A 21,386-nucleotide genomic window follows, 5' to 3' on the forward strand; every position below is an offset into this window, starting at 1 on the left:
GCGTTTTCGTGGGGGGGGGGGGGGCGCGCGGTGCTGGCCCGGGGCGGGGGGGGCCCCCCCCGCGCCCGCCCCCCCCCCCCCCCCCCGCGCCCGCGCCGGATTGCCGATGCCGTCGCGGCGCAGCCCTACGCGTCCGCAATCGCCGCGCCGTTCGCCACCACCAGCGCGAACACGTCCGACAAGCCCGCCAGATTGGCCCGCTGCACCTCCGCCGCGGGCACCGTGCCGCCGTCCGGCGCCGGCAGCGCGCGGGTGGCGGTGGCTGCCGCCGGCACGCACACCGGCCAGCCCAGGTTCACCGCCCCGCGGGCGGTGGAGTTGACGCAGTTGTGGGTCATGAAACCGCAGATCACCAACTGGCGCACCTTGCCCAACGCCTTCAGGCGCGCCTCCAGCTCGGTGCCGACAAAGCCGTTGGCGAGGCGCTTCACCACCACCGCCTCGCCCTCCACCGGAGCCACCCGGACGGCGATGGCACCGATCTCGGCGCGGATGTCGAACAGCGAACCGGGCCCGCTGTCGTGCTGAATGTGGATCACCGGCGCGCCCACCGTCCGCGCCCGGGCCAGCAGCGCCGCGCATTCGTCCAGCGCGGCCTCCACCCCGTCGAGGCGGAGCGGCCCGTCCAGATAGGTGTTCTGCGCATCCACGACGATCAGCACGGATTCGGACAGGGGCGCCGGGGTGGCGGGCTTGCCGGCCAGCTGGCGGATGGTGAAGGGGGCGGTCATCGTCGATCTCCTCGGGTGGGTTGGGATGGCTGCAGCTTAGGGCCCGCGCAGGCTGGCGTAAATGCATATACATGCAGCACAATGCTGCAAAATTGCATGCCCTCATCCCCGGAGCCCCCACCATGAACTGGGACGACCTGCGCGTTCTCGTCGAGATCGGCCGGGCCGGCAGCATCGCCGGCGCCGCCCGCCGCCTGAAGCTGGATCAGACCACCGTGGCCCGCCGCCTGCGGGCGCTGGAAGACCGCCTCGGCGTGCGCGTGTTCGGCCGCGGCGCGTCGGGGCGCTGGCAGCCCACCGCGGTGGGGCTGCGGGTGCTGGAGCGCGCCGCCCGCGTCGAGGAGGACGTGGCGGGCCTGCTGCGGGTGGCCGACGCCGCCCACCCCGAGATCGCCGGCAGCGTGCGCATCACCTCCGTCGGCTCGATCCTCGCCCACTGGATCACCCCGCGCCTGCCGGCCCTGCTCGACCGCCACCCCGGGCTCGCCGTCGAGCTGGTGGCCAGCAACGACAACCTCAGCGTCTCCCGCCGGGAGGCCGACATCGCCATCCGCCTGGCCCGCCCCGAGCACGGCGACTTCCTGATCCGCAAGCTGGCCGACGTGGGCTTCGCGGTATACGCCCCCGCCGCCGGCACGCCGCCCGACGCCTGGGTGTGCTACGACGACGACCTGGCCCACACCCCCGAGATGCGCTGGCTCGCCCCCCACCTGGCCACCGGCCGGGTGCGCCTGCGCAGCAACGAGGTGGACTGCCTCGTCCGCGCGGTCGCCGCCGGCATCGGCCAGGCCGTGCTGCCCTGCTTCATCGCCGACCCCAACCCCGCCCTGCAGCGCCAGCGCGCCCCCGCGCCGGCAGTGACGCGGGAGCTGTGGCTGCTCATCCACCCCGACGCCCGGCAGCAGCCGCGCGTGGTGGCCGTGGCGGATTGGCTGGCCGCGCAGTTTGCCGACAACCGGGGCGCCTTCCTCGGCCAGCCGTAGGCCCAGCGCCACGGCGGCGGGCCGCGGCATATTGCCGCACATAAGCAGAATCTAATATTCAAAGGCTATGCTGGCAGTGAGGCGGGCAATCCCCCCCACACGCCCACCGCCGGCCGCATCCCCAAGCCCGCCCGCCCCAAGCCGGGGTTGGCCCTTGAGGAGATCGCGATGACATCCCGCACCCTTCTGGCTGTCGCCGGCGCCGCCCTGTGCCTGCTGTCCGGCGCCGCCGCCGCTGCCGGGGAGACAACCTACGGCAGCCAGCTCATGACGCCCCAGGAGCGGATCGAGCACCGCAACGCCCTGCGCAGCCGGCAGACCGACGCGGCGCGCGAGGCCTACCGCAGCCAGCAGCACGAGCGGATGCAAGCCCGCGCCCAGGAACAGGGCGCCCGGTTGCCCGAAACGCCGCCCGCCCGTGGCGCCGGCGCCAACCGCCGGGCTGCCGGCATGGGCCCCCGCGGCGCCCGCTGAAGGCTCGCCCCCGCCCCATCCACGCCGGAGAAATCGCAATGAAACAGACCCTTCGCAAGATTGCCGTCGCCGCCCTCGGCGCGGGCCTCCTGGCCGCCTGCGGCGGCGGGGGCGACGGAACCCCCCAGGGCGGGCCGCCCTTCACGGTGAGCGCCGACGGCAGTTCGGCCTTTGCCGCCGCGGCGCTGGGCAGCACGCTGGCCGCCCTGCCGGTCGAAGCCCTCAGCGCGGCCGAGGCGGCGTCCCTCGCCTACATGCGCGAGGAGGAGAAGCTGGCCTACGACGTCTATTCGCGTCTCGACGCGATGTGGGGCCGGCAGCTGCCGATCTTTGCCAACATTGCCCAAAGCGAGGCCACCCACACCGAGGCGGTGCGGCAGCTACTGGTGCGCTACACCCTGACCGATCCGGCCGCCAACCTCAGCGCGGGGCTGTTCACCGTGCCCGTGCTGCAGCAGCTCTACCACGACCTCGTCGCCCAGGGCGCCACGTCGCTCATCGCCGCGCTGCAGGTGGGCGCCACCATCGAGGAGATCGACATCGTCGACCTGGAGACGGCGCTCCCCACCATCGACAACCAGGACATCCGGCTGGTGTACGGCAACCTGCTGAAGGGCTCGCGCAACCACCTGCGTGCCTTCGTGCAGGCCCTCGCCCAGCAGGGCGTGACCTACACCCCGGCCTATCTCACCACCGACACCTACAGCGCCATCGTCACCACCGCCTTCGAACGCTGAAGCCCTCGCCCACCTGTAGGTCGGGGTTAGCGCAGCGTAACCCGACATGCATTTCCACGACTGACGTGACGTGATTCGATCACCGGATGTCGGGTTACGCTCTGCGGGCTAACCCGACCTACAGATCCGGAAAGGTCACCCGCCGGTGAGCTGCGCGTAGAGCAAGGGCAGCCGTGCCGGCAGCTCGGCCGGGTTGCGCAGGATGGTGTAGCCCGCCGGCCCGAAGAGGTGGGGCAGGTAGCCCTGGCCTTCCTTGTCGATGGTCACGCAGAAGGGGCGCACGCCCTCCTGGCGGGCGGCGTTGAGGCTCATCCGGGTGTCTTCGATGCCGTAGCGGCCCTCGTAGTGATCCACGTCGTTGGGCTTGCCGTCGGAGAGGATCAGCAGCAGGCGCAGGGCTTCGGGGCGCTTGGCGAGGAGCTGGGTGGCGTAGCGGATCGCCGCGCCGATGCGGGTGTAGAAGCCCGGCTTGAGGGCGCCGATGCGGCCGCGGATGCGGTCGTCGGCGGGTTCGTCGAAATCCTTGATGCGGTGAAAGCGGATGTGATCCCGCTTGCGCGACGAGAACCCGTACAACCCGAACGGGTCGCCGGTGGCGCCCAGCGCCTCGGAGAACAGCCACAGGCTGTCGCGGATCACGTCGATCACCCGCTGCTCGTCGCTCACCCAGGTGTCGGTCGAGAGCGACAGATCGGCCAGCACCAGGCAGCACAGGTCGCGCTCGCGGCGCTCGCACGACAGGTAGCCGCCGGTGTCGCCGGTGACGTGGCCGGTTTTCCGGTCGGCAAAGGCGCGCACCACGGCGTCCAGATCAAGCTCGGGGCCGTCGGGCTGGTTCTTGAGCCAGCGCCGGGCCGGGGTGAGGGCCTCGAACTGGTGGCGCAGGCGCCGCGCCGGGCGCAGCAGGTGCGAGGGCAGCGCGCAGGGCTGGGCGTCCCGCGGGTCGAGCACGGTGAGGCTGCACACGTCGCGCTTGAGCTGCTGCTTCTTCCAGTCCCACTCGGGCAGCAGGATGCCGGACTCGAGGGGCGTGTCGTCCTGGGCGGCAGAGGGCAGGTCCAGGTCGAAGCGCACCTTGGAGGCGGTGTCGCTGCCGTCCTGGGCCACCGAGATCCGGTCCATGTCGGCGGCGGCGCGGGCCGGGTCGTCCTCGGCGTCGTCGTCCTGGCCGCGATTCACCTTCACGAACTCGGCAAACGACAGCAGGCTCTCGGCCCGGAAGTTCAGGATCAGGCCGTTCTTGCCGTCGGGCATGTCCTCGCGCTGGGCCTGACGGCGGCGGTCGGTGGCATCCGCCGCCTTGCTGCCGTCTTCGCGCCGGTCGGCCGGGGTGGGCGGGTTGGATTGCTCGCGGCGGTCGATGGTCACCGGCGCCGGGTAGAGCCACAGCGCCACCGGCATGGGCGGGCGCCTGGCGGCGGGCAGGCCGGCCACGCTGCCCGGCTCCTGCAGCGCCTGGCGGATCGCCCGCTCGGCGGCGGCCTCGTCGGCCGGCAGCTTGGCCGGGTCGGGCCGCTCGGCGATCACCGCCGCCACCAGCCGGCGGTAGCGCGCCGCAAAACCGGGGAAGGCCGCCAGCGTGGCGCGGCTGGCAGCCTGGTTGGCGGCGATCCAGGCGTCGGCGTCCAGCCCGCCATCGGGCAGCGCCGCGCCCTGGGCGATCAGCCACAGGTACAGATCGCGGTTGAGGCTGCGCTCGGGAAAGAACTCGATGCTCGCCGGCAGGCGCAGGGTTTCGGCGTCCCGCGCGGCGTGGGCGGCCTTCTCCCCCACATGGGCGATGCGCTGCAGCCAGTTGCGCCGGGCCCCGTGCTCGATCTCGGCCGCCGGCGCCACCCGCAGGCCGGGGTCGCCCCCCAGCGCCCGGAACAGGATGCCCGCGGTGCGCTCGATGTCGTCCAGCCGCACGGCGGCGTCCGGATAACTGCGCGTCGCCGCCCGGGTGATGAACTTGTGCCACAGACCGCCGATGAACTCTTCCATGATCCTACCCGGGGCCAGCCGCCCCGCTCTGTTGGGGCGACCTCAGCCGCCCATCGCGCGTTGAACAGACACGCCGCCGGCAGCCGCCTAGCGCGCCGTCCACCCGCCATCGATCAACTGCGCCGACCCGGTGACCGACCTGGCCGCATCCGAGCACAGGAACACCGCATACGCCGCCACCTCCTCGGCCTCGACAAACTGTCTGGTAGGCTGGGCGGCGAGGATCACCTCGCGGATCACCCGCTCCTCCGGCAGGTTGTGCACCTTGGCCTGATCCACCACCTGCTTGTCGACCAGCGGCGTGCGCACATAGCCCGGGCACAGCGCGTTGCAGGTGATGCCCTGCTCCGCCACCTCCAGCGCCACCGCCTTGCTGAAACCCACCACCGCATGCTTGCTGGCCGTGTAGGGCGCCTTGAACGGCGAAGCCACCAGCCCGTGGGCCGACGCGATATTGACGATCCGCCCCCAGCCCTGCGCCTTCATCCCCGGCAGCGCCGCCTTGGTGGTGTGAAACACCGACGACAGGTTGATCGCCAGCAGCTGATCCCAGGTGTCGTCGGGAAAGGCATCCACCGCCGCCACATGCTGGATGCCCGCGTTGTTGACGAGGATGTCCACCCCGCCAAAGGCCGCGATGGTCGCCTCCACCAGCCCCCGAGCCGAAGCCGGGTCGGCCAGATTGGCCGGCGTGTAGGCGATCTCCGCGCCCGTCTCGGCGGCCAGCGCCGCGCGAACCGACTCCGCATCCGCCGCCACCCGCGAGCCGTTGAGCATCACCCGCGCCCCCGCCTGGGCCAGCGCCCGCGCCACCGCAAGGCCAATCCCCGAAGTGGAACCCGTAACCACCGCCCGCCTGCCTGCCAGAACCGCCATCCGATCTCTCCTCGAATCCCCGAGCCCACGCCCGGCCATGCGGGTGATGCTACCGCAGGGCGGGGATGCGGCGATGACTATAGCGGCGAGGGGTGGGGGGCGCCCTGTTGTGGGTCAAGTTCTGAGGACGGGATGACTCTATAACTTATGGCATATGGGCAAGAGGTGGCAGAAAGGCTAACATTTGGCGCGTTATGTATTGATGTGCGAAACACATGCCAAGAGACGGTAGTTAAGGTGAATGGCTGCATATCGGCCGGTGCGAACGATCATGCTTATGCGCTAGAATGACAACTATAAATTCAAGAGCAGACCCTGTTGTCGCCAGATCTAGCCCTAACTTAGCAGCAGGTAGCTCAGACCTAAGCGGCCCTTTATTTTCACAAAGGATCAGCCCGAAATTTGAATTGCGCCCAATCGGCAGCACCAACTCAATACAATTGATAAATCGAGAATCTTATGGCCAAAGTAATTTGTCTTTTTAACCACAAAGGCGGTGTTAGCAAGACGACCACCGCGTTTAACCTTGGCTGGATGATGGCAAGAAAGGGGAAGAAGGTATTGCTTGCTGATTTTGATCCTCAATGCAATCTCACTGGAATGGTGATGGGTTTTGCGGGAGTCGAAGAGTTAGAAGCAGTTTACAAGCCCAATCCCGCAAACAACGTCAAAGATGCATTGGCGCCTGCATTTGAGTCACAGCCTCGCATAATAACAGCAGCTGAGTGCGCTGAAGTTGCGGGGAATCAAAACCTCAGATTGCTACCAGGTCACATTGCGCTATCAGAGTATGAAACCACATTGGGTGTAGCTCAAGAGTTATCTGGTTCGCTGCTGCCTCTGCGAAATCTTCCGGGTGCGATTCGCTTTCTTTTAGATGAAACGGCAGCTAAGTACGAAATCGATTATGTCTTAGTTGACATGAGTCCAAGCCTTGGCCCATTGAATCAAAATCTTTTAGCCACATCTGATTATTTCATCGTTCCTCTGCATCCGGATTACTTCTCTTCAATGGCGCTTAGTTCGCTTGCCCAGACCCTTCCTAAGTGGCAAGCATGGGCAAAAATGGCTCATGGATTAGATGTGCTAGTGAAAGCTGACTATCCATTTCCTGAGCCAAAAACTCAATTCATTGGGGCGATTATTCAAAAGTATCGACCGCGAAACGGCAGGGCCTCGAAGGCGTTTCAGCAATGGATCGATCGATTGCAGGAAGGAATTCAGCAAAGGCTGGTGCCGGCACTGGAGGGGGCTGGCATGCTTGATCGAGCAGCCTATTTCGACAAGACGGGCACGAACCCTTGGACTCCCATAATGGAAGTCGCCGACTTCAATAGCATCATTGCGTTGTCGCAAGAGTTTCAAGTTCCAGTTTATGAATTAACTGAACAACAAGCAAATCAGCAAGGTGCCGTATGGGACCAGACGCGGGAAAGCATGAATGTCTTTGAGACGGCATTTAGCAAATGTGCTGACAGCGTATTCTCCCTAACTGATTGAGCTTATGGCTTCTCCGCACGACCTTTTTAATGATGCATGGCTCCGTTGTGACATGCTTTCCTCAATGTACGCTTATCTCGCCAAAGCAACGACAAAAGCGCTACACACAGAAGAGATTCTCAGGGCCGAGTGGGTTGCACGTGTGGCGGCACTTGACCTATACATACACGAGTTGGTTGCACAACGCCTAGTGGAGATTTTTGAGGGACGTTGTCCAGCAACTGATTCCTACAAGAAGTTCATGTTGCCGAATGAGACAGTTGCGCGCATTCGTTCTGCACCAACTCCAGACGACGCAAGGGCTGCTTTTGATCTTGAGGTTCGTCGGCAACTGGGGTTTATTACTTATCAAAGTGCCGAATCAATTGCCGATGGTGTACGAATGATTTCGTCAGTTGAATTATGGAACGGAGTGGCAGCTTTCCACGGGGCAGCACCGGCTGATGTCACAAAGCAGGCAAAAGCGCTGCGCCGACAATTGTCGATAATTGTGGAACGACGTAATAAGATTGCACATGAAGGCGATATGCAACCATCAGTTCCTCGCCAGCCTTGGCCAATCTGTCAGGAAGACCTACAGACTGTTCGTAATTTTATCTTTCAAGTCGTCGCGGCAATCGATGCCATCGTTTGATAGACGCCTTATGACAAATAATCCGACCAAGGTTTTGCAAGCAATGCGTAGGGGGCTCTGGTGCGGCTCTTGTCAGTTATCGGCTGGGAAGACTGCCGTTCAAAATTAGAGCGCGTTGAACGGTAGCTGACTGTCCGAAAGCAGGCACTCCTATCTCAGAGCGTGAATGACCGCAAAGGCCGGCAACCCGGCGCCCCCTCCCCCCAACTTATAAGCCACCTTCGTTTCCTCCACCACCAACTGCCCCCATCGCTGAAGTTCCTTGATCACAGCATCCACGTCCGCATCCGAGTGGGCGCGCTGCAGGCTTTTCAGTAGCGCCTTGATGGTGCTCGATAGGGTCGCCACTTTCCGGGGCCGGGAAGCACCGCGTTTCTTGAGGTCTGACACCACAAGATCAAAGGCAGTTTGGGTGCTGTTGGCGCTGGCGTGCGGCGGAGTGGGCTTGGGCGTCACTGCGTTTGCAGGAGAAGCAGAAGCTAATGGTGCAGGGCACGACGCCTGGGCCAGCACCGCCGGGCACTGGAAGTTGCCTCGCTGATTCAGCACGACCTGCATCTTCTCGCGGATCGATTTGGCGCCAAGCAGATGGTTGAGCGTCTTGCAGCAGGCCACGCAGTTGCCTTCGTCATTGGTGCCGCCGTTGGCAGTGGCCACCAGATGCTCTACCGACGCCTCTGCCTTCGGAAGCGGTTTGCGGCAGAAGAAGCACTGCCCACCCTGAGCAAAGAGGAGGCGGTCGAGATGTGCGGTCATGGCGATGTCGGTTCTGGCGTCTTTCCGTAGGGCGGGGAGAGGATACCAGCCGATTGCGGGCGCCGCACACCGGCATTGGGGCCAGATGCCCACCGCCCCCCCAAAAACCCAGCCCCCGCGCGGCTTTCGGGGCGCTTGCGCCTTATGCCGACCGCTTTTCGCGATCTCCGGCAACGGTTGCCCGACGTGCTGGAATCATTGCCCGATGTCCGGCAATTGTTCCACGACGTCCTGCAATGGCTGCAGGGCGTCGGGCAAACCTTGCATGACGTCGGGCGATAGTTGCCCGACGCCATGCACAGGCTGCCGGATGTCTGGCAACTATCGCCGGATGTCTGGCAATCATTCACGGACGTCGGGCAGCCCTTGCCGGATGCCGGTGAATGATTGCCCGGCATCCGGCAAGGGCTCACGGGCAGCTGGCAAGGTTTGCGCGATGCCCTGCAAACAGTGCACCGCGTCGTGCACTGTTTGCAGGGGGGCGGGCAGATGTTGGCCGACGCGCGCGATCTGCCAGAAGCCGTCGGCCAGGATGTGCCGGGCGACGTGTGATCGATGCGGGGGGCGCGTGGATGGCTGGGGCGTCCTCTGCAGGCGGAGCGGCAGAGGCCTCGCCCCCACCCCGCAGCCCAACCCCGCCACCCCACCTCCGCCCCGCACCTGTTAATCTCCCCGTCACAAAACCATAACAGCGTTGGGAGTATCGCCATGCCCGTCAAACTCATCGACCGCACGCCGGAGGCGTACGGCTATCCGCTGCTCATCAAGCAGCTTCTGCACACCCCGCTGGCCATTGCGCCGGATCGGGAGATCACCTACATGGGCGGGCGGCGGCACAGCTACCGCACGATGCGGGCGCGCATCGGGCGGCTGGCCAGCGCGCTGGCCGGGCTGGGGGTGGATGCGGGCGACACGGTGGCGATGATGGACTGGGACAGCCACCGCTACCTGGAGTGCTTCTTTGCGGTGCCGATGATGGGCGCCATCCTGCAGACGGTGAATGTGCGCCTCACGCCGGAGCAGATCCTCTACACCCTCAACCACGCCCAGGCGGATGTGGTGCTGGTGAATGCGGAGTTCTTCCCGATCCTGGCCGCCATCGCCCCGCGGCTCACCACCGTGCGGCGTTTCGTGCTGATCGAGGATGCGCCGGCCGATACGCCGCCGCCGGTGGATTTTGCGGGGGAATACGAGGCGCTGCTGGCCGCCGCGTCGCCGGATTACGACTTTCCGGATTTCGACGAGAACGCCAAGGCCACCACCTTTTACACCACCGGCACCACCGGGCTGCCCAAGGGGGTGTATTTCAGCCACCGGCAGCTGGTGCTGCACACCCTGGCGGTGGCGGCGGGGCTGGGCGGGGCCACCGGTCAGGGCCGGCTGGATCGGGACGATGTGTACATGCCCATCACCCCCATGTTCCACGTGCACGCCTGGGGCCTGCCTTATGTGGCCACCCTGCTGGGGCTCAAGCAGGTGTATCCGGGCCGCTACGTGCCCGAGACGCTGCTCAAGCTGGTGCGCGACGAGGGGGTGACCTTCTCCCACTGCGTGCCCACCATCCTGCACATGCTGCTGGTGCATCCGCTGTCCAAGGTGATCGACCTCTCCCGCTGGAAGCTCATCATCGGCGGGTCGGCCATGTCGCAGGCCCAGGCCCGGGTGGCCCAGGAGCGGGGCATCGACGTGTTTGCCGGCTATGGCATGTCCGAGACCTGCCCGATCCTCACCGTGGCCTTGCTGCCGCGCACCGCGCTGGATGCGCCGCCGGCCGATCAGGCGGTGCTGCGCGCCCGCACCGGGCTGCCGCTGCCGCTGGTGGATGTGCGCGTGCAGGGGCAGGACGGCGCCGACCTGCCCCGCGACGGGCGCAGCGTGGGCGAGGTGGTGGTGAGGAGCCCGTGGCTCACCCAGGGCTACCTGCACGACCCCGAGGCGTCGGCGGCCCTGTGGCAGGGCGGGGTGCTGCACACCGGCGACATTGGCCACATCGCGGCCGATGGCTGGCTGCAGATCACCGACCGCATCAAGGATGTCATCAAGACCGGCGGCGAATGGACCTCGTCCCTGCAACTTGAGGACGTGGTGGCCCAGCACCCGGCGGTGGCCGACGTGGCGGTGATCGGCGTGCCCGACGCCAAGTGGGGCGAACGCCCGCTGGCCAAGGTCACCCTCAAGCCCGATCAGGTGGGCAAGGTCACCGAACACGAGATCCGCAACTTCGCCGCCCGGCTCATCGAATCCACCGGGGTGAGCCGTTACGGCGTGCTGCTGCAGGTGGAGTTCGTCGAGGCCCTGGCGCGCACCAGCGTGGGCAAGCTCAACAAGCGGGCCATGCGTGAGGCCCAGGGCAACACCGCCTGAACGGGGCGGGCGCCAGCCCCAAGGCAGGGCGGGCCCCGTTACGGGCAGATGAAACCGGGGTGGCGCACCAAATCGGTGCCGCCCACCGGCCCCGTTGTGGTGCGTCCGGGCCTCGCGCACCGGCGCGGTCGGGGCGCCTGCGCCCACCCGGCGGGCGGTTTGACGCGCAAAATCGCCCGCCCGGCGGAGGGGGGTCATCCCTTCGCGCAGGCGGCCGCCCGTTCGGGTGCCGCGCGGCCGCCATCGTGGCGCAATGCCCGCAGGGTAAACAGGCTGGCTTGAAGCTTGCTAACACAGAAGACCAGTCCGAACCCTGCAGCCCCACGAACGGAGTCTACCGTGACCATTCACGTTGCCCTCAATCACCTGACTTCCTACAAGTACGACCGCCCGATCAACGTCGGCCCGCAGGTCGTGCGCCTGCGCCCGGCGCCCCACAGCCGCACCCGCATCCTGTCCTACTCGCTGCGGGTGCTGCCCAAGCCGCACTTCATCAACTGGCAGCAGGACCCGCAGTCGAACTACCTCGCGCGGCTGGTGTTCCCGGAGAAGGTGACCGAGTTCAGCGTCGAGGTCGATCTGGTGGCCGAGATGTCGGTCATCAACCCCTTCGACTTCTTCCTGGAGCCCGAGGCCGAAAACTTCCCCTTCGCCTACGACAAGACCCTCGCCCACGAGCTGGCGCCCTTCCTGCTGAAGGAAGAGGCCACCCCCGCCTTTGCCGACTACCTCGCCACCCTGCCCCGCGAGAAGATGCGCAGCGTCGACTTCCTGGTGAAGGTGAACGCCGACCTGCAGCAGCACATCGGCTACGTGATCCGGATGGAGCCCGGCGTGCAGACGCCCGAAGAGACCCTCGTCAAGCGCACCGGCTCGTGCCGGGATTCCGCCTGGCTGCTGGTGCAGCTGCTGCGCCACATGGGCCTGGCCGCGCGCTTCGTGTCCGGCTACCTCATCCAGCTCAAGGCCGACGTGAAGGCCCTGGACGGCCCCTCCGGCACCGACGTCGACTTCACCGACCTGCACGCCTGGACCGAGGTCTACCTGCCCGGTGCCGGCTGGGTGGGCCTCGACCCGACCTCCGGCCTCTTCGCCGGTGAAGGTCACATCCCGCTGGCCTGCTCGCCCGATCCCTCGTCCGCCGCGCCGATCTCCGGCCTCATCGACGAGTGCGAGTGCGAGTTCGAGCACCGCATGGCGGTCACCCGTGTGAAGGAAGCGCCGCGGGTCACCAAGCCCTACACCGAAGAACAATGGGCCGAGATCGAAGCCCTGGGCCACCTCATCGACGTGGACCTGGAAGCCCACGACATGCGCCTCACCATGGGCGGCGAGCCCACCTTCGTATCCATCGACGACCCCGACGGCGCCGAGTGGAACACCGAGGCGATGGGCCCCAACAAGCGCATCCGCGCCGAAGACCTCTACCACCGCCTGCGCGACAAGTACGCCCCCCAGGGCCTCGCCCACTTCGGGCAGGGCAAGTGGTATCCGGGCGAGCAGCTGCCGCGCTGGTCGCTCACCTGCTTCTGGCGCAAGGACGGCGAGCCGATCTGGACCCGCGCCGACCTGATCGGCGATTCGGCCACCCCCGGCAACGTCAAGGTCGACAAGGCCCACACCTTCCTCGCCGGCGTGGCGCAGCGCCTCGCCGTGGACCAGCGCCGAGTCTTCCCGGCCTATGAGGATGCCTTCTACTACCTGTGGCGCGAGCGCCGCCTGCCGGGCAACGTGGACCCGTTCGACGCCCGCCTGGACGACCCCCTGGAGCGCGACCGCATCCGCCGCGTGTACGAGCACGGCCTGCCCAACCCGGTGGGCTACGTGCTGCCGATCTCCCTCAACGCCTACACCGGCGCGTGGCAGACCGGGCCGTGGTTCCTGCGCGACGAGCGCTGCTACCTGATCCCCGGCGATTCGCCGGTGGGCTACCGCCTGCCGCTGGATTCCCAGCCCTGGGCCGCCAAGGGCGACTACCCCTACGTGAACCCGGTGGACAGCCACCAGACCTTCCCGCCGCTGCCCTCCCACTCGGCGATCCGCCGCCAGCTGCCCGGCGGCCAGACCGCGGTGCTCAACGCCCTCACCGACGACGCCAGCGGCTTTGGCACCTCGGCCGCAGCCCGCGCCGCCGAAGCCCTCAAGGCCGCCCGCGCCGCCGAAAAACTGAGCCCCACCGACCGCCAGCCCCAGCCCTTCGAGTCGGCCGACTGGATCGTGCGCACCGCCATGTGCGCCGAACCGCGCAACGGCACGATGCACATCTTCATGCCGCCGCTCGCCAGCCTCGAGAAGTACCTGGAGCTGGTGGCCGCCATCGAAGCCACCGCCGCCGACCTGGGCATGCCGGTGGTGCTGGAAGGCTACGAGCCGCCGCAGGACCCTCGCCTCACCCACTTCCGCATCACCCCCGACCCCGGCGTGATCGAGGTGAACATCCACCCGGCCAGCAACTGGGAAGAGCTGGTGGAGCGCACCACCCACCTCTACGAAGCGGCCCACTACGCGCGCCTCACCACCGAGAAGTTCATGGTGGATGGCCGCCACACCGGCACCGGCGGCGGCAACCACTTCGTGCTGGGCGGCGCCACCCCGGCGGATTCGCCCTTCCTGCGCCGGCCGGACGTGCTGCGCAGCCTGATCTCCTACTGGCACAACCACCCGAGCCTGTCCTACCTGTTCTCGGGCCTGTTCATCGGCCCCACCAGCCAGGCCCCGCGGATCGACGAGGCCCGCAACGACTCGGTGTATGAAATCGAGACGGCCTTCCGCCAGTTCCCCAAGCAGGGCGAGAACGTGCCGCCCTGGCTGATCGACCGGCTGCTGCGCAACCTGCTGATCGACGTGACCGGCAACACCCACCGCTCCGAGTTCTGCATCGACAAGCTGTACTCGCCGGACGGCCCCACCGGGCGGCTCGGCCTCGTCGAGATGCGCGCCTTCGAGATGCCGCCCCACGCGCGCATGTCGCTGGCCCAGCAGCTCCTGCTGCGCGGCCTGCTGGCCCGCTTCTGGGAGACCCCCTACGCGCCGGAACGCCTGGTGCGCTGGGGCACCGAGCTGCACGACCGCTTCCTGCTGCCGCACTTCGTCGAGCAGGATTTTGCCGACGTGATCGAGGACATGCAGGCCCACGGCCTCGGCTTCAAGAAGGAATGGTTCGCCCCGCACCTGGAGTTCCGCTTCCCCAAGATCGGCGACTTCGCGGTGCGCGGCATCGACGTGGAGCTGCGCAACGCCCTCGAACCCTGGCACGTGATGGGCGAGGAAGGCGCCATCGGTGGCACGGTGCGCTTCGTGGATTCGTCCGTCGAGCGCCTGCAGGTGAAGGTGACCGGCATGTCCGACGACCGCTTCGTGCTGGCCGTCAATGGCCGCACGGTGCCCCTGCAGCCCACCGGCACCGTGGGCGAGTACGTGGCCGGCGTGCGCTACCGCGCCTGGCAGCCGCCCTCGTGCCTGCACCCCACCATCCCGCCCCACGCGCCGCTCACCTTCGATCTGGTGGACACCTGGAGCGAACGCTCCCTGGGCGGCTGCCAGTACCACGTGGCGCACCCGGGCGGTCGCAGCTTCGAAACCTTCCCGATCAACGCCTTCGAGGCCGAGAGCCGCCGCCTGGCGCGCTTCTTCCGGATGGGCCACACCCCGGGCGAACCGAAGGTGAAGGCCTCGCCGGTGGAGAAGGAGTTCCCCTTCACCCTCGACCTGCGCCGCTAGGCGTCTCGCGGCCCGTAAAGCCGCCCCGTGAAGTGCCCGGCGACACCCTCGCCGTGCACTTCACCCTTTACGCCGCCCCTGAAATGTCAGTAGCCTACGGGGTTCGTGGAGCGGGGCCGATCTCCTTCCGGGAGCGTCGGCCCGTTTTACCTCCGCCCTACCCGATACCAGCCGCGACCGCATGACAAGCCCACTCCTCGCCCATTACACGTACCGCCCCGACGTATACGACGAACTGCGCGGCGAGGACGGGGTGCGCCCGCACTGGCAGCAGTTCATCGACCACCTGGACGAATCCGGCAGCGACGTGCTCAAGGCCCGCGCGGCCCAGCTCGAACGGGGCATCCAGCAGAACGGCGTCACCTACAACGTCTATGCCGACCCGCGCGGGGTGAGCCGCCCGTGGTCCCTCGACCTGCTGCCCCTGATCCTGCCCGCCGACGAATGGCGCGGCATCGCCACCGCCATCGGCCAGCGCGCGCGCCTGCTCAACACCCTGCTGGGCGACCTCTACGGCCCCCAGACCACCCTCGCCAAGGGCCTGCTGCCGCCCGAGCTGGTGTTCGGCCAGAAGCGCTTCCTGTGGCCGTGCCAGGGCATCAAGCCGGTGGGCGGCAACTACCTCCACCTCTACGCCGCCGATCTGGCCCGCTCCCCCGACGGCCGCTGGTGGGTGATCGCCGACCGCACCCAGGCCCCGTCCGGCGCCGGCTACGCGCTGGAGAACCGCCTGCTGGTGTCCCGCGCGTTTCCCGACCTGTTCCGCGACATGCAGGTGCAGACCCTCGCGCGCTTCTTCCGCAGCCTGCAGAGCACCCTCGCCAGCCAGGCCCCCACCGACGGCGAACCGCCGCTCACGGTGCTGCTCACCCCGGGGCCGTTCAACGAAACCTATTTCGAGCACGTCTACCTCGCCCGCTACCTGGGCTTCCCGCTGGTCGAGGGCCAGGATCTCACGGTGCGCAACGACACCGTCTACCTCAAGACCGTCTCCGGCCTGGAGCGGGTGCACGCCATCCTGCGCCGGCTGGACGACGACTTCTGCGACCCGGTCGAGCTGCGCGCCGACTCGGCCCTGGGCGTGCCCGGCCTGCTCGGCGCCGTGCGCGCCGGGCGGGTGCTGGTGGCCAACGCGCTGGGCTCGGGCCTGCTCGAATCGGCCGCCCTGCCCGGCTTCCTGCCGGGCATCTGCCGCCACCTGCTGGGCGAGGAGCTGGCCATGCCCTCCGTCGCCACCTGGTGGTGCGGCGAGGCGCCCGCCCGCAAGGAGGTCATCGCCAATCTGCGCAAGCTGGTGCTCAAATCCACCTTCCCCGGCGCCTTCAACGAGATCGTCTTCGGCGACCGGCTGGGCGAGGACCAGCTCGCCGCAGTGGCCGCCCGCATCGAATCCGACCCCTCCGCCTTCGTCGCCCAGGAACTCGTCAAGCTCTCCCGCGCCCCGGTGTGGATCGACGGCCAGCGGCGCAAGCTGCGCTCCCGGGCCATGGGCCTGCGGGTGTACGCCGCCCTCACCCCCGAGGGCTACACCGTGCTGCCCGGCGGGCTGGCGCGGGTGGCGGGCGTCGAGAACACCCGCATCCTCACCCTCCAGAAGGGCGGCAGCAGCAAGGACACCTGGGTGCGCGCCGACGGCCCGGTGTCCACCTTCAGCCTGCTCCACAGCACCATCGGCGTGGCCGACCTCATCAAGGAAACCGGCACCCTGTCGTCCCGGCTGGCCGAAAACCTGTTCTGGTTCGGCCGCTACTCCGAGCGCTGCGACGCCACCGCCCGCCTCGCCCGGCTGGCCCTGGCCCGGCTCTCCGAGGGCCGTCAGGCCCAACGCGCCGGCTCCCTCGCCGCCCTGCTCGAACTGGCCGCCGGCGCCGGGCTGATCGAACCCGAAGTGATCGACGCCCCGCTGGCCAAGGCCGAACTCGACCTCTTCCGCGCAGTGCTCGACCGTCAGGCCGAGAACGGCCTCGCCGCCAACCTGCAGCGCCTCACCTGGTGCGCCGGGCAGGCCCGCGAGCACCTGTCGCTGGATCACTGGCACGCCCTCAAGCGCCTGTCGGCCGACATCGAGACCTGCCGCAAGCGCGTCTCCGACGTGCCGGGGCTGCTCGACTTCCTCGACGAAGCCCTCACCACCTTCGTGTCCCTGTCGGGCTTTGCGATGGACAACATGACCCGCGACATGGGCTGGCGCCTGCACATCGTGGGGCGGCGCATCGAACGCCTCGACAACCTCGCCTCGCAGCTGTCCACCTTCCTGCGCGCCCACACCGAAACCGCCGCCGCCCTGCACCGCGAGCTGGCCGTGGAGGCGCTGCTGGAGCTGTGCGACTCCATCATCACCTACCGCACCCGCTACCGCGCCCAGCCGGCCCTGCTGCCGGCCCTGCACCTGCTGTGCATGGACGAGGCCAACCCCCACGCCCTGTCCTTCCAGGTGCGGATGCTCAGCAACTACCTGGCGCGCTTCGACGGCGAGAGCGGCGGCCTGGGCGTGGCCGGGCTCGAAAGCGCCTTCCAGGCCCTGCGGGATTTCCCCTGGCAGCAGCTCGAAGACAGCGTGGCCGACGACGTGCGCGACGCCGCCTGCCTCACCCTGGCCGGGCACTTCGACAGCCTCGCCGCGGCCGGCCGCCAGCTGTCCGACCTGCTGGCGATGCGCTTCTTCAGCCACACCGGGCGCACCGCCCAGGCCACCTTCGCGGCGTGACGAGGCCCCCATGACCCGAAGCACCGACTACATCGTCATCCACGAGACCGAGTACCCGCCCTGCGGCGTGCCGGTGTCGCTGGCCCAACACCTGCTGCACCTGATCCCCCGCGACCTGCCCTGGCAGACCCGCCGCTCGGGCGAGATCGTCATCGACCCCGACCTGTCGCGCCTCATCGAAGGCGAGGACGTGTTCGGCAACCCGGTGGCCTGGCTGTCCCTCGACACCCCCCACGACGGCCTGCTGGTGCGCGCCGAAAGCCACGTCACGGTGATCGGCCGCGAGCTGCCCAAGCCCGCCGGCTCGCCCCCCTGGGAAGCGGTGCGCGAGCGTTTCCGCTACCGGCCCGAGCCCTGCGAGGCCAACGTCCTCGACGCCCAGCGCTACCTCTACGCCTCGCCGCGGGTGCCCTGCGACGCCGCCCTCGCCGACTTCGCCCGCCAGGCCTTCAAGCCCGGCGTGCCCGTGCTGGCCGGCGCCCAGGCGCTGATGGACCTGATCTACAAGACCTTCACCTTCGACGCCAAGGCCACCGAAGTGGGCACCCCGGTGCACGAGGTGCTCACCCGCAAGCGCGGCGTGTGCCAGGATTTTGCCCACCTGATGATCGCCGCGCTGCGCTCCATCGGCCTGCCGGCGCGCTACATGTCGGGCTATCTGCTCACCGACCCGCCGCCGGGCAAGCCGCGCCTCGTCGGCGCCGACGCCTCCCACGCCTGGGTGGCGGTGTGGTGCCCCGAGAACGACTGGGTGGAATACGACCCCACCAACGGCATCCAGCCCGACCTGCGCCACGTCACCCTGGGCTGGGGGCGCGACTTCCAGGATGTGTCGCCCCTGCGCGGCGTCATCCTCGGCGGCCTCGCCCAGGCGCCGGAGGTGCGCGTCACGGTGATGCCCGAAGCCGAATGGCTGGCCCGCCAGAGCGCCGGGAAGAAGTAGCTCAGGCCGTCAGCGGCAGGCGGACATCCACCCGCAGGCCACCCAGCAGGCTCCCCCTGCCGAAGCCGATCGCCCCGCCGTACTGGGCCACGATGTCGCTGGCGATTGCCAGCCCCAGCCCGTGACCGGGGCGGGCTTCGTCGGTGCGCAGGCCGGGTGCCCCCAACCGAGCCAGCACCTCGGCGGGCACGCCGGGGCCGTCGTCCTCCACGCTGAAGGCCAGCACGCTGCCGGCGGTGTCCGGCGCCACCGTCACCCGCACCCGCGCGCGCGCCCACTTGAAGGCGTTGTCGAGCAGGTTGCCGAACAGCTCCAGCATGTCCTCCCGATCCGCTGCAAAGCCCTGCGCCGGCGCGTCGATCTCCACCGCAATGCGGCCCTCGCCGTGCAGGCGCCCGAGCACGTCCGCCAGCAGCCGGAGCTGGGCCCGGGCGTCGAAGTGGGCGCCGGTCGAGCCGCCTCCGGCCAGCCGCGCCCGCCGCAGCTCCCGCTCGATGGTGCCGCCCATGGCGTCGAGCTGCACGCGCATGGTCCGGGCCAGCTCGGCGTCGCCCTGCACCTCAACCCGATCGACCTGCTGGGCGAGCACGGCGAGGGGCGTCTTGAGGGCGTGGGAGAGGTTAGCTACCGCGTGACGGATACGCCCAAGGCGCTGGCTGTGGTGGCGGGCAAAGCGACGCACAGCGTCGAGCATGGGCTGGACTTCGGCCGGGGCGGTGGCATCGAGTTCGGCCGACTCGCCGCACTCCAGCCGCCGACACGCCGCCACCGCGGCGTCCAGCGGCGCCAGCCCCTTGAGCAGCAGGCGGCGCTGGAGGATCAGCAGCAGGCTCAGGGCCAGCGCCAGCACGGCTAGGGTCTTGAGGCGAAAATCGGCAATGGCTGCGTCCAGCGCCGCCAGGTCCTCGGCTACGGTGACGGTCACCGGCGCGTCGCCGCCCAGCCCGGGAAAGCGCTTGCTCACCACCAACAGCGCCTGCCCGGCAGGGCCGTCGGCACGGCGGACGGTGCCGGGCGCAGCCGCTGCGTCGGCCAGCGGGATGGCCTCGTCCCACATGGAGCGGGAGCGGATCTGCTGCCCGCCCCGCTCGATCAGGAAGTAATGCCCGGACAAGGGCAGCTCGTACACCGGCCCGGCGCTGGCCAGCCGGGTGGGGTCGAGGCCGCCGGCGTCTGGCCCGGCCACGGCCAGGGCGTCCGCCAGCCGCACGTAGATCAGGTCGGCGTCGTGACCGAGGCGGCCGGCCACGTGGCGCTCCACCAGCCGCCGCGGAAAATCCTGCAGGCCCACGGCCAGCAGCACCCCGGCGGCGATCAGCACCAGGGCCAGGGTGAGGGAGAGCCGGCGGCGCAGGGAGATCATCGGCGGGCGGGCTTCAGGGCTGGCTGCGGAAGAGGTAGCCCTGCCCGCGCCGGGTTTCGATACGGGCGTTGCCCAGCAGGGCGCGCAGACGGCACACGTACACCTCGATCACGTTGCTGTCGCGCTCGCCGTCGTAGTCGTATACGTGCTCGGCCAGGTGGGTTTTGGAGAGCACCGCGTCCGGGTGACGCATGAAGTAGCGCAGCAGACGGAACTCGGTGGCGGTAAGCGTCGTCTGCCGGCCGTCTCCATCCACCAGGCACTGACTGCCCTCGTCGAGCCGCCAGGGGCCCACCTGGAGCTGAGGGGCCTGCACCGGGGCGGCGCGCCGCAGCAGGGCCTGGATGCGGGCGATCAGCTCCTCGATGTGGAAAGGCTTGCCCAGGTAGTCGTCGGCGCCGGCCTGCAGCCCCTCGACCCGCTCGGCCCAGCCGTCCCGGGCGGTGAGGATGAGCACCGGCAGCTGCTTGCCGGCGGCGCGCCATTCCCGCAGCACCGCGAGCCCCGGCTTGCCTGGCAGGCCCAGATCGAGGATCGCCGCATCGTAGGGTTCGGTGGCGCCCAGGTGGGCCCCGTCGATGCCGTTTACGGCCAGATCCACCGCGTAGCCCAGCCCGGCAAAGCGGGCGAGCAGGCTCTGGCCAAGGCTGGCCTCGTCCTCCACGATGAGCAGCCGCACGGCTTACTTCTCCTTGCGACTCAGCAGCGCGCCGGTGGCGGCGTCGAGTTCGAGCTTGTGGAGCTTGTTGGCGCTATCGATCAGCTTGAGTTCGTAGATCATCCGGCCGGCCTCGCGCTCCAGCTCGAGCCCCACGAGCTGGCCGGGCTGGATCTTGCGGGCGCGCACGATGATGTCTTCAGCCGGGAGGATCTTGCCGCTCTCGCGCAGCTTGCGGACGTCCTCGGCCCGGGCCGGGTCACCGGCCCGGGCGGCGAGGGATACGCTGGCGGCGGCCACTGCGGCCGCCAGGCCGAGGGACAGGAACTTCATCGGGGGACTCCTTGCGAGGCAGGCTGGTGGGGGTGAGGCGCGGGGACGTCAGCGCACCTTGCGCCGCTTGACGCCGGTAATCATGGCACCGATCAGGTTGGTGCCCTCCAGCCAGCCCATGACCAGGGCCGCGGCGGCATGCAGGCCAGCCAGCCCCAGCAGCCCGGAGGCGAGGGCCTCGTGCACCTCCTCCAGGGCCTCGCTGTCCCCGAGCGACTCGGTCGTCTGGAGGTGGCCGGTGAGCCCCAGCAGCAGCACGCAGGTCATCAGCGCCAGCATCATCGCCGCGCCGGCAGGGTTGTGGCCCACGTAGGGCGTCTCGCGGCCGGCGAGCAGGTTGGCAAAGTGCCGGCGCAGCCGGGCGGGGGTAGGGAAGAAATCCGCGAAGCGCGCGTACCGGGTGCCGACGAAGCCCCACAGGATGCGCGCCCCCACCAGCCCGCTGGCGGCGTAGCCCAGGGCCCGGTGGAGCGCCTCGCCCTCCTCCACGACAAAGTTGAGGAGCACGCAGCCCACCAGGCTCCAGTGGAAGAAGCGGACAAACGGATCCCACACGCGGACGGGCTGGGTGGCTGGCAGCGATTTCATGGGTGAAACTCCTGAGCTTGATCGTCGCGCCGGATG

18 protein-coding genes are annotated in these 21,386 nt (G+C 68.5%); 10 read left to right on the forward strand and 8 right to left on the reverse strand.

The features are described from left to right. Positions 1-125: 125 nt before the first annotated feature. Positions 126-731 carry a cysteine hydrolase family protein gene (locus ACE3N6_RS04590; protein WP_374244001.1) on the reverse strand — a complete coding sequence of 202 codons (606 nt, stop codon included), beginning with the start codon at positions 729-731 and terminating at the stop codon, positions 126-128. Positions 732-853: 122 nt separating this feature from the next. Here ACE3N6_RS04590 and ACE3N6_RS04595 point away from each other — a divergent pair, with 122 nt between their 5' ends. The 3 genes from ACE3N6_RS04595 (at position 854) to ACE3N6_RS04605 (ending at position 2,925) form a co-directional block, all read left to right on the forward strand. Continuing rightward, positions 854-1,714, forward strand: coding sequence for a LysR family transcriptional regulator (locus tag ACE3N6_RS04595; RefSeq protein ID WP_374244002.1), 861 nt, complete (start codon positions 854-856; stop codon positions 1,712-1,714). A gap of 168 nt (positions 1,715-1,882) precedes the next feature. Continuing rightward, positions 1,883-2,188, forward strand: coding sequence for a hypothetical protein (locus tag ACE3N6_RS04600; RefSeq protein ID WP_374244003.1), 306 nt, complete (start codon positions 1,883-1,885; stop codon positions 2,186-2,188). 38 nt (positions 2,189-2,226) lie between these two features. Next, entirely contained in the window at positions 2,227-2,925 is a 699-nt protein-coding gene (locus ACE3N6_RS04605; protein ID WP_374244004.1) for a DUF2202 domain-containing protein, read from the forward strand. Between the two features lie 135 nt (positions 2,926-3,060). On the opposite strand, the gene ACE3N6_RS04610 is transcribed toward ACE3N6_RS04605, so the two are convergent. Beyond that, entirely contained in the window at positions 3,061-4,908 is a 1,848-nt protein-coding gene (locus tag ACE3N6_RS04610; RefSeq protein ID WP_374244005.1) for a VWA domain-containing protein, read from the reverse strand. Between the two features lie 87 nt (positions 4,909-4,995). Further along, positions 4,996-5,784 carry a 3-hydroxybutyrate dehydrogenase gene (locus tag ACE3N6_RS04615; protein ID WP_374244006.1) on the reverse strand — a complete coding sequence of 263 codons (789 nt, stop codon included), beginning with the start codon at positions 5,782-5,784 and terminating at the stop codon, positions 4,996-4,998. A 459-nt stretch (positions 5,785-6,243) separates the two neighbouring features. Between ACE3N6_RS04615 and ACE3N6_RS04620 the strand changes: the two genes are divergently transcribed. Both ACE3N6_RS04620 and ACE3N6_RS04625 read left to right on the forward strand, forming a co-directional pair. After that, complete coding sequence (locus ACE3N6_RS04620) at positions 6,244-7,284, forward strand: ParA family protein (protein WP_374244007.1); 1,041 nt, start codon at positions 6,244-6,246, stop codon at positions 7,282-7,284. A gap of 64 nt (positions 7,285-7,348) precedes the next feature. Continuing rightward, positions 7,349-7,918: a hypothetical protein gene (locus ACE3N6_RS04625; RefSeq protein WP_374244008.1), complete on the forward strand. Its 570-nt coding sequence runs from the start codon at positions 7,349-7,351 to the stop codon at positions 7,916-7,918. Between the two features lie 150 nt (positions 7,919-8,068). Here the strand turns inward: ACE3N6_RS04625 and ACE3N6_RS04630 are convergent, their stop codons facing one another. Further along, positions 8,069-8,674 (reverse strand): HNH endonuclease, encoded by a 606-nt coding sequence (locus tag ACE3N6_RS04630; RefSeq protein ID WP_374244009.1) that lies wholly within the window; start codon positions 8,672-8,674, stop codon positions 8,069-8,071. 387 nt (positions 8,675-9,061) lie between these two features. Between ACE3N6_RS04630 and ACE3N6_RS04635 the strand changes: the two genes are divergently transcribed. The 5 genes from ACE3N6_RS04635 to ACE3N6_RS04655 all read left to right on the forward strand — a co-directional run bounded on the left by ACE3N6_RS04635 (position 9,062) and on the right by ACE3N6_RS04655 (position 18,408). Further along, positions 9,062-9,226, forward strand: coding sequence for a hypothetical protein (locus ACE3N6_RS04635; protein ID WP_374244010.1), 165 nt, complete (start codon positions 9,062-9,064; stop codon positions 9,224-9,226). A gap of 156 nt (positions 9,227-9,382) precedes the next feature. Next, positions 9,383-11,038 (forward strand): fatty acid--CoA ligase, encoded by a 1,656-nt coding sequence (locus ACE3N6_RS04640; RefSeq protein WP_374244011.1) that lies wholly within the window; start codon positions 9,383-9,385, stop codon positions 11,036-11,038. 339 nt (positions 11,039-11,377) lie between these two features. Then, positions 11,378-14,758 carry a DUF2126 domain-containing protein gene (locus ACE3N6_RS04645; protein ID WP_374244012.1) on the forward strand — a complete coding sequence of 1,127 codons (3,381 nt, stop codon included), beginning with the start codon at positions 11,378-11,380 and terminating at the stop codon, positions 14,756-14,758. Positions 14,759-14,939: 181 nt separating this feature from the next. After that, a complete protein-coding gene (locus ACE3N6_RS04650; RefSeq protein ID WP_374244013.1) occupies positions 14,940-17,465 on the forward strand; it encodes a circularly permuted type 2 ATP-grasp protein in 2,526 nt (841 codons plus the stop codon). A gap of 10 nt (positions 17,466-17,475) precedes the next feature. After that, entirely contained in the window at positions 17,476-18,408 is a 933-nt protein-coding gene (locus tag ACE3N6_RS04655; RefSeq protein ID WP_374244014.1) for a transglutaminase domain-containing protein, read from the forward strand. A gap of 1 nt (position 18,409) precedes the next feature. On the opposite strand, the gene ACE3N6_RS04660 is transcribed toward ACE3N6_RS04655, so the two are convergent. The 4 genes from ACE3N6_RS04660 to ACE3N6_RS04675 are packed head-to-tail and all read right to left on the reverse strand — an operon-like array spanning position 18,410 to position 21,350. Continuing rightward, positions 18,410-19,771 carry an ATP-binding protein gene (locus tag ACE3N6_RS04660; protein WP_374244015.1) on the reverse strand — a complete coding sequence of 454 codons (1,362 nt, stop codon included), beginning with the start codon at positions 19,769-19,771 and terminating at the stop codon, positions 18,410-18,412. Between the two features lie 13 nt (positions 19,772-19,784). Continuing rightward, positions 19,785-20,450 carry a response regulator transcription factor gene (locus ACE3N6_RS04665; protein ID WP_374244016.1) on the reverse strand — a complete coding sequence of 222 codons (666 nt, stop codon included), beginning with the start codon at positions 20,448-20,450 and terminating at the stop codon, positions 19,785-19,787. A 3-nt stretch (positions 20,451-20,453) separates the two neighbouring features. Then, positions 20,454-20,762 (reverse strand): PepSY domain-containing protein, encoded by a 309-nt coding sequence (locus ACE3N6_RS04670; RefSeq protein WP_374244017.1) that lies wholly within the window; start codon positions 20,760-20,762, stop codon positions 20,454-20,456. 48 nt (positions 20,763-20,810) lie between these two features. Further along, entirely contained in the window at positions 20,811-21,350 is a 540-nt protein-coding gene (locus ACE3N6_RS04675; protein ID WP_374244018.1) for a cytochrome b/b6 domain-containing protein, read from the reverse strand. Positions 21,351-21,386: the final 36 nt, after the last annotated feature.

Source organism: Zoogloea sp., assembly GCF_041904905.1.
Classification (GTDB): domain Bacteria; phylum Pseudomonadota; class Gammaproteobacteria; order Burkholderiales; family Rhodocyclaceae; genus Zoogloea.

What these genes read in the sequence shown, in the direction of transcription:
- ACE3N6_RS04590 (WP_374244001.1), bottom strand. Translation starts at nt 731, where the DNA reads ATGACCGCCCCCTTCACCATCCGCCAGCTGGCCGGCAAGCCCGCCACC.
- ACE3N6_RS04595 (WP_374244002.1), top strand. Translation starts at nt 854, where the DNA reads ATGAACTGGGACGACCTGCGCGTTCTCGTCGAGATCGGCCGGGCCGGC.
- ACE3N6_RS04600 (WP_374244003.1), top strand. Translation starts at nt 1,883, where the DNA reads ATGACATCCCGCACCCTTCTGGCTGTCGCCGGCGCCGCCCTGTGCCTG.
- ACE3N6_RS04605 (WP_374244004.1), top strand. Translation starts at nt 2,227, where the DNA reads ATGAAACAGACCCTTCGCAAGATTGCCGTCGCCGCCCTCGGCGCGGGC.
- ACE3N6_RS04610 (WP_374244005.1), bottom strand. Translation starts at nt 4,908, where the DNA reads ATGGAAGAGTTCATCGGCGGTCTGTGGCACAAGTTCATCACCCGGGCG.
- ACE3N6_RS04615 (WP_374244006.1), bottom strand. Translation starts at nt 5,784, where the DNA reads ATGGCGGTTCTGGCAGGCAGGCGGGCGGTGGTTACGGGTTCCACTTCG.
- ACE3N6_RS04620 (WP_374244007.1), top strand. Translation starts at nt 6,244, where the DNA reads ATGGCCAAAGTAATTTGTCTTTTTAACCACAAAGGCGGTGTTAGCAAG.
- ACE3N6_RS04625 (WP_374244008.1), top strand. Translation starts at nt 7,349, where the DNA reads ATGTACGCTTATCTCGCCAAAGCAACGACAAAAGCGCTACACACAGAA.
- ACE3N6_RS04630 (WP_374244009.1), bottom strand. Translation starts at nt 8,674, where the DNA reads ATGACCGCACATCTCGACCGCCTCCTCTTTGCTCAGGGTGGGCAGTGC.
- ACE3N6_RS04640 (WP_374244011.1), top strand. Translation starts at nt 9,383, where the DNA reads ATGCCCGTCAAACTCATCGACCGCACGCCGGAGGCGTACGGCTATCCG.
- ACE3N6_RS04650 (WP_374244013.1), top strand. Translation starts at nt 14,940, where the DNA reads ATGACAAGCCCACTCCTCGCCCATTACACGTACCGCCCCGACGTATAC.
- ACE3N6_RS04655 (WP_374244014.1), top strand. Translation starts at nt 17,476, where the DNA reads ATGACCCGAAGCACCGACTACATCGTCATCCACGAGACCGAGTACCCG.
- ACE3N6_RS04660 (WP_374244015.1), bottom strand. Translation starts at nt 19,771, where the DNA reads ATGATCTCCCTGCGCCGCCGGCTCTCCCTCACCCTGGCCCTGGTGCTG.
- ACE3N6_RS04670 (WP_374244017.1), bottom strand. Translation starts at nt 20,762, where the DNA reads ATGAAGTTCCTGTCCCTCGGCCTGGCGGCCGCAGTGGCCGCCGCCAGC.
- ACE3N6_RS04675 (WP_374244018.1), bottom strand. Translation starts at nt 21,350, where the DNA reads ATGAAATCGCTGCCAGCCACCCAGCCCGTCCGCGTGTGGGATCCGTTT.